This is a genomic window from Clostridium sp. CAG:221 (assembly GCA_000435835.1).
Lineage (GTDB): Bacteria > Bacillota > Clostridia > Clostridiales > Clostridiaceae > Clostridium.
The window spans coordinates 61,124-70,798 of sequence record FR883419.1; the positions used below are offsets into that span (position 1 = coordinate 61,124).

General features: G+C 29.1%; 10 protein-coding genes. 9 read left to right on the top strand and 1 reads right to left on the bottom strand.

Going from position 1 to position 9,675, the window contains the following annotated elements:
* The first annotated feature begins 205 nt into the window (after nt 1-205).
* The 3 genes from Q5O44_RS11900 to Q5O44_RS11910 are packed head-to-tail and all read left to right on the top strand — an operon-like array spanning nt 206 to nt 2,656.
* Nucleotides 206-1,291 carry a chorismate mutase gene (locus tag Q5O44_RS11900; RefSeq protein WP_022168650.1) on the top strand — a complete coding sequence of 362 codons (1,086 nt, stop codon included), beginning with the start codon at nt 206-208 and terminating at the stop codon, nt 1,289-1,291.
* Between the two features lie 33 nt (nt 1,292-1,324).
* Nucleotides 1,325-2,137 (top strand): shikimate dehydrogenase, encoded by an 813-nt coding sequence (gene aroE / locus Q5O44_RS11905; protein WP_022168651.1) that lies wholly within the window; start codon nt 1,325-1,327, stop codon nt 2,135-2,137.
* A 12-nt stretch (nt 2,138-2,149) separates the two neighbouring features.
* Nucleotides 2,150-2,656, top strand: coding sequence for a shikimate kinase (locus tag Q5O44_RS11910; RefSeq protein WP_022168652.1), 507 nt, complete (start codon nt 2,150-2,152; stop codon nt 2,654-2,656).
* A 38-nt stretch (nt 2,657-2,694) separates the two neighbouring features.
* On the opposite strand, the gene Q5O44_RS11915 is transcribed toward Q5O44_RS11910, so the two are convergent.
* Entirely contained in the window at nt 2,695-3,708 is a 1,014-nt protein-coding gene (locus tag Q5O44_RS11915) for a helix-turn-helix domain-containing protein (protein ID WP_022168653.1), read from the bottom strand.
* Between the two features lie 285 nt (nt 3,709-3,993).
* Between Q5O44_RS11915 and Q5O44_RS11920 the strand changes: the two genes are divergently transcribed.
* From Q5O44_RS11920 to Q5O44_RS11945, 6 genes are all read left to right on the top strand, one after another.
* Nucleotides 3,994-5,187 carry an MFS transporter gene (locus tag Q5O44_RS11920; protein ID WP_022168654.1) on the top strand — a complete coding sequence of 398 codons (1,194 nt, stop codon included), beginning with the start codon at nt 3,994-3,996 and terminating at the stop codon, nt 5,185-5,187.
* A gap of 97 nt (nt 5,188-5,284) precedes the next feature.
* On the top strand, nt 5,285-5,734 hold the full coding sequence (aroQ, locus tag Q5O44_RS11925; RefSeq protein ID WP_022168655.1) for a type II 3-dehydroquinate dehydratase: 450 nt from the start codon (nt 5,285-5,287) through the stop codon (nt 5,732-5,734).
* A gap of 41 nt (nt 5,735-5,775) precedes the next feature.
* A complete protein-coding gene (locus Q5O44_RS11930) occupies nt 5,776-6,645 on the top strand; it encodes a shikimate dehydrogenase (RefSeq protein ID WP_022168656.1) in 870 nt (289 codons plus the stop codon).
* A 122-nt stretch (nt 6,646-6,767) separates the two neighbouring features.
* Nucleotides 6,768-7,247, top strand: coding sequence for a TRAP transporter small permease (locus tag Q5O44_RS11935; RefSeq protein WP_022168657.1), 480 nt, complete (start codon nt 6,768-6,770; stop codon nt 7,245-7,247).
* 3 nt (nt 7,248-7,250) lie between these two features.
* Nucleotides 7,251-8,540: a TRAP transporter large permease gene (locus Q5O44_RS11940; protein ID WP_022168658.1), complete on the top strand. Its 1,290-nt coding sequence runs from the start codon at nt 7,251-7,253 to the stop codon at nt 8,538-8,540.
* Between the two features lie 15 nt (nt 8,541-8,555).
* Nucleotides 8,556-9,569, top strand: coding sequence for a TRAP transporter substrate-binding protein (locus tag Q5O44_RS11945; RefSeq protein WP_022168659.1), 1,014 nt, complete (start codon nt 8,556-8,558; stop codon nt 9,567-9,569).
* Nucleotides 9,570-9,675 lie beyond the last annotated feature (106 nt).

Sequence of the window (9,675 nt, forward strand, 5' to 3'; positions counted from 1 at the left end):
ATGAAACGCGAAATTCTTTTAACTAGCCGAAGGCGACTTAACTAATTAGCGAAGATGAGTTATGAACTTAGTAAATGATGAATGATGAGTGATGAATGATGAATTGTGGAATAAACTCCTTTAGGGAGTTTAGAAATATATTTATCAGAAACTCTTCGAGTTTCATCATTAATTCATAATTCATAATTGAAAGAGGGGGGTTTTGGTGTTAGATATAGATAAGTTAAGAAATGAAATAGATGATATAGATAAGCAGATTATTGAGCTTTTTGAAAAAAGGATGGATGTTGTATTAAATGTGGCAAAATACAAGATGGAAAGAAATCTTCCAATTTTTAATGGAGCTAGAGAAAATGCTGTTATTGAGAAAAATTTAAAAAGGCTTAAAAATAAAGAATATAGTGATTATGCAGAAAAGTTTTTAAATGATATGATGGCAACCAGTAGAGAATTTCAGCAAAGTATAATGGGTCAAGTGAAGGTTGGAGTACAAGGAGTAGAAGGTTCTTTCAGTGAAGAAGCAAAAATAAACTATTTTGGTGAAGAAAAAGGCATAGTGTTTTATGATGAATTCGAAGACGTATTTGATGCTTTAAAAAATGATGAAATAGATTATGGTGTATTGCCAGTGGAAAATTCATCAACAGGTGCCATTACTGTTGTATATGACTTAATGAAGGATTATGGCTTTTACATTGTGGGAGAGCAATGTGTAAAAGTTAAACAAAATTTAATTGGCTTAAAGGGTACAAAGATATCAGATATAAAGGAAGTGTATTCTCACCCTCAAGGATTTGCTCAAAGCAGTGAGTTTTTAAAGAAACATAAAGAATGGATTCAAATACCATATCACAATACAGCTTTAAGTGTAAAGCATATCTATGAAACAGGAGAAAAATCAAAGGTAGCCATTGCCAGTGAAAGAGCAGCAAAGAAGTATGGACTTGAAGTTGTGAAAGGTAATATCAATGATGAATCAGAAAACACCACTAAATTTATTGTTATAGGGAAAAAATTAGAGTATGATAAGTTTTCTAATAGAGTAAGTATAGTATTTTCCTTAGAAGATGAAGCAGGAACATTATATAAACTTTTAAGACATTTTTCAGAAAATAATATAAACCTTAAAAAGATAGAATCGAGACCAATAAGTAACTTGCCATGGAAATATGTATTATATGTAGATTTTGAAGGCAATCTTGATGATGCAGAAGTGAAAAATGCAATATCATTAATTGAAGAAAAAAGCAGATACTTTAAATTATTAGGAAATTATAAAAGTAAAGAATAGAAAAAATAAAAAATTAAAAAAGGGGGCATTGTAATGGAATTTTTAGGTGTGTTAGGAGAAAAGCTCCCACATACTTATTCTCCCATAATAAATAAAAGAATAATGGAGCTAATTAATGTGGAGGGGGCTTATAAAAAGTTTGAATTGCCACAAGGTAATATGCACAAATTCATTGATGGAGTGAAGACTTTAGACATAAGAGGATTTAATATAACAATTCCATATAAGGAAGAAGTTATGCCTTTCTTAGATTATATTTCTGATGAAGCAAAGAATATTGGGGCAGTAAATACTGTAGTTAATAAAGATGGAAAGCTTTGTGGTTATAATACTGATTATTTTGGCTTTCATAGTACTTTAAAAATAGCTAATATAGATGTAAAAGGTAAAACAACAGTTATCTTAGGTAGTGGTGGAGCAAGTAAGGCTATTAGAGAGGTGCTTTTAGATGATGGAGCAGAAGAAGTATATATAGTAAGTAGAAATCCACAAGATAGCTCAGAAAAAAGTGAGAACAAAAGAGTTAAGCTTATTAATTATGAGCAATTAGCAGAACTTAGCGGATATTTATTAGTGAATTCTACTCCGGTAGGTATGTATCCAAAAATAGGTATATCTCCTGTAGGAGAAGAAATAATAGAAAAATTTGAAGCAGTAGTTGATATAGTATATAATCCCACAGAAACAGAAATATTAAGAAAAGCAAGAAGTCTAGGAAAGATTTCAATTGGAGGATTATATATGTTAGTAGGGCAGGCTGTAAAAGCAGAAGAGATATTTCACCAAGTTGAAATAGATAAAGAAATCATAAATGTTATTTACAATGAATTAAAGAAAGAGTTTTAGTGAGGTAAATAAATGGATAATAAAGAAAAGAATATAGTCTTAATAGGATTAACAGGCTGCGGAAAGACTACTGTGGGAAAGATGCTTGCACAAAAAATGAACTATGATTTTATAGATATGGATGATTTTATAGTTGAATCTACTGGCAAGACAGTACCGGAATTGTTTGCTATAAGTGAAGAATATTTTAGAAATTGTGAAACAGAGGCCTGCAAAATTTTAAGCAATAGAAGAAAAACAGTGATAGCTTCAGGTGGTGGAGTTGTGAAAAAGAAAGAAAATATGAGAGCATTTTACCATAATTCTATAATTGTATTTTTAGATAGACCTGTAGATAATATTGTAGGTGATATTGAAATAAAGAATAGACCACTTTTGGTAAATGGCCCCAATATTCTTTATAGATTACATGATGAAAGATATGATTTATATAAAAATCAATGTCATTATAGAGTTGAAAATGATAAAACATTAGATGAATTGGTTAATACTATAATTACTATAATTAATAATGAATAAAATAAAAAATGAAATGGAAGCTAATTTTTGAGCTTCCATTAATTTTTTTTTGCTAATATGGACATTGCTTTTTGCAAAATTTCATTTTCTTCCTTGATTTTTTCAAAATCTTTCTTTAATTCATGAGCTTCTTTTAAGGAATTATCAATATTTATATTAATACAACTAGTACTAGAATCATCAACAAAATTATAATTATTCTTTTTATTATGAAATTCTCTATATTCAGTAGGGGAACAGTTTACTCTGTTAGTAAAAATATTGGTGAAGTGGGTTGGATTATCATATCCAACTTTTCTTGCAATAGATACTAAAGATTCAGTGCTATTTATAAGCATAAGCTTGGCATCGCAAATTCTTAAATCAATGGCATAGTTTATTGGAGAAACACCATATTCTTTAGTAAAAGAATGGCTTATATGACCAGTGCTTATATGAAAAACCTCAGAAAGTTTCTTTAAGGTTATTTTTTCAGTATAATGCTCATTTATATATACAAGTACATCTCTTATAAATGAAGAGTGATTATTTTCAGATGATTCTTCTTCATGAGGAATTAAATGATAAATAGTTGAAGTTAATGAAGTGGCTAAAATATCACAAACACCATGAGAAATAGAATTATTATTTAAGCAAAGATTATATATTTCCTTAAATGTATTTTTTATAAAATCCTCATGAATTCCAGCATTCATTATATGAAATGTTTTATTAGGTAAAAGCATAACATCTTCAGTATTATAAGTAATTTTGTAATTACCTATAATACATGTCCAAGCATCAGCAGGATAATCTTTATCAGAAGTTATGGAATGAAGAACGCCTTTTTCCATAATAAGAATTTGACCTTTTTCCAATGTGAATGTATTCATATCTATGGTATACTCAGCTTTTCCATTGGCAATATATACTATTTCAGTAGCATTTTTATGTAAGTGATAATTATATACCCAACCAGGATTATTAAAATTATGACAAAGTCTTAAAAGTTTTGGTTGTTTATTGTCTTCAAATATATTGTTATCTTTTGGTGTAAAGTCATAAGAAAACATAAAAAATACTCTCCTAACTTATTAATTTTCAAGACAATTATATAATTAAACTTCTATATATTACAATAAAATTATGGAAAAAAGCAAGATAATATAGCTTAAAATCATAAAAACTCCTTAAAATCGTAGTTAAATCATTAACAAATAGCAAGATAATTTTTTAACAATATAATATAATTAGTGTTCAAAATTTTAAATTAATAATATAATAAATACATAAGATGACAGAAGAATCATAAAGTTAATTGTTAAAAAATATACATTCAATTGAGAAGGGGAATAAAAATGAAAGAGCAAAATAAATCAATGAAAAGTTTGTATCCAACAGCTTTTGTACTATATTTAAGTTTCTTTGTACATGGTTTTGGTGCAGCAATATTATCACAAAATACTAAATCATTTCAAGCTTTATGGAATACTGATGCAGCAGGAGTACTTTATGTAATATCTGCATTAGGTATAGGAAGATTAATCACGTATCCTTTTTCAGGAGCAATTTCAGATAAGTTTGGTAGAAGACTTACTGTTATTATAGGGTGTTTAGTGTATATAGGATTCTTTGGGGGAATATTATTGGCACCAAATACAACAGTAGCTTTCTTTGTAGCAATTCTAGCTGGTGTAGCTAATGGATTCTTAGATTCAGGAGTACTTCCTGCAGTTATGGAAATATTGGTGCAATCATCAGGGCTTGCAAGTATTTTATCAAAGTTATGTATAGCAATAGCACAATATATTTTACCAGTAATGGTTACTTTCTGGGCATCTAATGGATTATGGTTTGGATGGACATTTGTAATTTGTATAGTATTATTAGTAGTTATATCATTATTATTAACTAAGCTTCCTTTTGCAACTGTAGGAGAAGCTAAAGCAGAAACAGCAGCAGATGTTGTACAAGTTAAATCTAATTTTTGGATTGAAGGAGTAGCTTTAATTATAATGGGATATACAGCTACAGCAACTTTCCAAGTATTTTTAAATATAAATAAAGATTATGGAATGACATTCCTAAATATGACAGAAGCAGCAGCAGGTAAGATTGGATCAAACTATGCATTAGGTTCAATATTTGCAGTATTACTAAATGTTGTTTTAGTTAAATGGATTAAACCAGTTAGAATGATAGTAGTATATCCAGCATTATCATTAGCAACATTATTATGGATGTATTTTGTACCGAGTCCAATAGTAGCACAAATAGGAGGTTTCCTAATTGGTGCAACATGTGCTGGTGGAGTGTTACAATTTTTAGTTTCTGTAATGTCTGACCTTTTCCCAGCTTCAAAAGCTAAAGCTGTAAGTATGATTATGATAGCAGGTGCATTATGTGCATTCAGTATAACTGCTATAGCAGGAACAGTAACTAGCAAATTTGGTGTTCAATACACATTATTAGTATCAGCAGTATTAGCTGTAGTTAGTATAATAGCATCAATAGTAGTTAATATAAGATATAATATGTTAATGAATAAATAAAAAAGATTGAAATTTCACTTCCTTATGATAATCTTAAGGAAGTTGAATTTTTAGATAAAACACAAAGTATATATAGACAAAGAGAGGATGAATTATAATGAAAAAAGTAATGTTATTACATGGTGTTAATCATAATATGTTTGGTAAAAGAGATCCAAAGCAATATGGAACAATAACTTTAGATGGAATTAATAAAAAAGTTGATGATTTAGCAAAGGAATTAGATATAGAAGTTACAAACTTCCAAACTAATAATGAAGGTGAATTTGTTGATAAAATTCATGAAGCATATTTAGAAGGATATGATGGAGTTATGTTAAATGCTGGTGCATGGACTCATTACAGCCATGCTATAGGAGATGCACTTAGAATGTTAGAGTGCCCAGTTATTGAATTACACATGTCAAATGTACATGCTAGAGAAGAATTCAGACATCACTCAGTCATATCACCAATAGCTTCAGGAATAATAGTTGGTCTTGGTTCATCAGTTTATACTTTAGGACTAAGAGCTTTTGATGATATATTTAGAGGAAATAATGACTAATTAAATTTATTTAATACTTTTATATTAAGGAGATTAAAGTAATGGAAAAGAGAATTACAGGACATACTGAATTAATAGGGCTTATGGCTTATCCAATACGTCATTCAAGTTCACCAGCAATGCATAATGCAGCATTTGCTAAATTAGGATTAGATTATGCATACTTAGCATTTGAAGTAGATAATGATTCTTTAGAAGGGGCTGTTCAAGGAATAAGATCTTTAAAATTAGTTGGATCTAATGTTTCTATGCCAAATAAGACAGTTGTACACAAATATTTAGATAAATTATCTCCAGCAGCTGAAATGTGTGGTGCTGTTAATACAATAGTAAATGAAGATGGTGTATTAACTGGTCATATAACAGATGGTACAGGATATATGATGTCTTTAAAAGATAATGGTGTAGATGTTATTGGTAAGAAAATGACAATAGTAGGAGCAGGGGGAGCTGCTACTGCAATAGAAATACAAGCAGCTTTAGATGGAGTTGCAGAAATTTCTATATTTAATAGAAAAGATGAATTTTGGGCAAACGCAGAAGAAACTGTAAGAAAAATCAATGAAAAAACTAATTGTAAAGCACAATTATTTGATTTAGCAGATTTAGATAAGTTAAAAGAAGAAATAGCAAGTAGCTATCTTTTCACTAATGCTACAGGGATGGGAATGAAGCCGTTAGAAGGACAAACTTATATTCCAGATAAATCATTCTTAAGACCAGATCTTATTGTTTCAGATGTTGTTTACTATCCAAGAGAAACTGAATTGTTAAGAATGGCTAAAGAAGTTGGATGTAAAACTATGAATGGTCTTGGTATGATGTTATTCCAAGGAGCTGCAGCATTTAAGATGTGGACAGGAGAAGACATGCCAATAGAATATATGAAAGAAAAACTAGATATTAAATAATAATGTTTAGAAGGGTTGTTATTAAACTGACTTTTTTAGGAAGTTTTTTTTAACAACTCTTTTGTCAATGAATGAAATAATATGATAATATTACAAAAGAAAAGTAAAGGAGAATAACAGTTATGAAGATAATTAAATGGTTAGATGATAACTTTGAAGAGTTTATTCTAGTTATTCTTTTATTAGCCATGACTTTAATAATGGGTATACAGGTATTTACTAGATATTTATTAGGTAATTCATTAGCTTGGTCGGAAGAAATAACTAGATATTTATTTATATGGTCAGGGTTCATTAGTGTAAGTTATTGCACAAAAAAATGTATATCTATAAAAATAGAACAATTTATATCTATCTTTCCTAAGAGAGGAAAAGCAATGATTAAGTTAGTAAATCATACAATAGAAATAATATTTTTCTTATTTTTAATTCCATATGCTTATCTTTATTTAAAATCAGCCGTAGTTAGTGGACAAACAAGTCCTGCTTGTGGTATTCCAATGTATTATATACAGGCTGCACCATTATTTAGTTTTATACTAGTATCTATAAGGCTTATACAAAGATGGATAGAAGAATTAAAGTTTATTAGGGAGGTTTAGTATATGATGACAGGGGTTATATTTTTAATATTCTTTATATGTTTGATGATAGCAATACCAATATCAATATCTTTAGGAATTGTATCAATATTACCAGGTATACTAGATTCTTCATTTACAGTAAGTGCTAAGTATATAGTTAGATCTATGTTTGGAGGTTTGGATAGCTTTCCTCTTTTAGCAGTGCCAATGTTTATATTCTCTGGAATATTGATGGCTAGAGGAGGAATATCAAAAAGGCTTTTTAATGTTTTTTCTTATTTTTTAGGAAAATTTACGGCAGGTATTCCATGTGCAGTAATTGTAACCTGCTTATTTTATGGTGCCATATCAGGCTCAGCACCTGCAACAGTAGCAGCTGTTGGAAGTATGACTATTCCGTTTTTGTGTGGACTTGGGTATGATAAAAAATTTGCTACAGCTATTGTTGCAGTGGCAGGAGGGTTAGGGGTTATTATTCCACCTAGTATACCATTTATAATGTATGGGACAACAACAGGAGAATCTGTAAGTGATTTATTTATGGCAGGAATAATTCCGGGAGTAATTATTGCAGCTTTATTAATGATATATTCAATTGTATATTGTAATAAGTATGGAGAAGATAGAGAAAAAATTAATAAGGTAACAGGTGAATTAAGAAAAAATGGTTTGTTTAAGTTATTAAAGGAAAGCTTTTTTGCTTTATTATCACCTATAATTATTTTAGGATGTATTTATTCTGGAGTGGCTTCACCAACAGAAGCAGCTGTTATATCTGTATTTTATGCAGTAATTCTTAGTGTTTTTATATATAAAAGTATTGAGATTAAAGATATATTTGATGTTTGTGTTGAAACCATAAGGACTTTTGCACCAATATTATTTATTTTAGCAACATCAGTTGCTTTTTCAAGAGTTTTAACATTAATGCAGGTGCCACAAATTGTAAGTGAATGGATATTAACTAATTTTAGTAATAAAATAACTATATTATTAGTGATAAATTTAGTGTTATTGGCAGTTGGAATGGTTATGGACACCACTCCAGCAATTCTTATATTAACACCTATATTATTACCAATAGTTACTGCTATAGGTGTAAATCCAATTCAATTTGGAGTAATTATGATTGTAAATTTAGCTATAGGTTTTATTACACCACCAATAGGAATTAATCTTTTTGTGGCAAGCTCCTTAACTGATGTGCCAGTTATGGATATAGCTAAAAAATCTATTCCTATGATTATTTGTTTCTTAATTGCATTATTATTATTTACATTTATACCATCAATAAGTTTAATGCTGTTATAAAAATGGAGGTATGTCATGAGGAAAAGAAGCAAAAGAAAAATATTATGTTTTTCACTTGGAATGATACTAACTGTATGTTTAACAGGATGCAGTACAGCATCAAAAGATGAACAGGTACAAACATATGCATGGCCAATTGCTACAGCAAGCCCAGAAGACACTGTAACGCAGATATTAGCAGAAAAATTTGCAGAAGAAGTAGATAGGCTTAGTGAAGGAAAAATGCGTATAGAAGTATATTCTAATAGTATATTAGGTGGAGATAGAGAACTTTTAGAAAGTTGCAAGGATGGAGATATCCCCTTTGTAGTTCAAAATACAGCACCACAGGTTTCTTTTATTAAAGAAGCAGCAATATTTGATTTACCTTGTGCATTTTCAGATATCAATGAAGTTAGAAGCGTAGTTGATAATAAGGAGTTTTTATCAATTATGAAGAAGGCTTATAGAAATTCAGGATATGAACTTATGGGATATGCTGATCAAGGTTTTAGAGTTATGTCTACTAATAAGCTCATAGAAGATATAAGTGATTTTAAGGGCCAAAAGATTAGAACAATGGAAAATACTAATCATATAGAGTTTTGGAAGGCTATAAGAGCAAGTGCTACACCAATGACTTTCAGTGAAGTTTATATAGGACTTCAACAAAATACTATAGATGCACAGGAAAATCCTTATGAAGTAATTGTATCTAATAAATTGTATGAGCAACAGAAGTATATTGTTGAAACCAATCATTTAGCACATTTAATATCATTAATAGTTAGTGAAGATTTTTATAAAGAATTAACTAAAGAGCAAAGGGAAATAATAGATGCTGCATCGGAAGCAGCTATTAAATATGCAAGAGAATCTTCTGATGTAAGAGTATCTGAAAAAATAGATGTTATTAAAGAGAGTGGAACAGAGATAATAAAAGTTTCTGATGAGCTAAGAAATAAAATGCTAAATGCCAGTGAAGAAATTTATAATAGTATTAGAAATATAGTTGGTGGTGAATTAGTGGATTTATATATTGAGAAATAGTTTTTATAAATATTAAAAATATTTATAAAAAGAGAAGATTGAAAAAAGAAAAATTAAATTTTTAACATATAAATTAATAATAAATGCATTAAATTCTAAATGATTA

What these genes read in the sequence shown, in the direction of transcription:
- aroE (WP_022168651.1), top strand. Translation starts at nt 1,325, where the DNA reads ATGGAATTTTTAGGTGTGTTAGGAGAAAAGCTCCCACATACTTATTCT.
- Q5O44_RS11910 (WP_022168652.1), top strand. Translation starts at nt 2,150, where the DNA reads ATGGATAATAAAGAAAAGAATATAGTCTTAATAGGATTAACAGGCTGC.
- Q5O44_RS11915 (WP_022168653.1), bottom strand. Translation starts at nt 3,708, where the DNA reads ATGTTTTCTTATGACTTTACACCAAAAGATAACAATATATTTGAAGAC.
- Q5O44_RS11920 (WP_022168654.1), top strand. Translation starts at nt 3,994, where the DNA reads ATGAAAGAGCAAAATAAATCAATGAAAAGTTTGTATCCAACAGCTTTT.
- aroQ (WP_022168655.1), top strand. Translation starts at nt 5,285, where the DNA reads ATGAAAAAAGTAATGTTATTACATGGTGTTAATCATAATATGTTTGGT.
- Q5O44_RS11930 (WP_022168656.1), top strand. Translation starts at nt 5,776, where the DNA reads ATGGAAAAGAGAATTACAGGACATACTGAATTAATAGGGCTTATGGCT.
- Q5O44_RS11935 (WP_022168657.1), top strand. Translation starts at nt 6,768, where the DNA reads ATGAAGATAATTAAATGGTTAGATGATAACTTTGAAGAGTTTATTCTA.
- Q5O44_RS11940 (WP_022168658.1), top strand. Translation starts at nt 7,251, where the DNA reads ATGATGACAGGGGTTATATTTTTAATATTCTTTATATGTTTGATGATA.
- Q5O44_RS11945 (WP_022168659.1), top strand. Translation starts at nt 8,556, where the DNA reads ATGAGGAAAAGAAGCAAAAGAAAAATATTATGTTTTTCACTTGGAATG.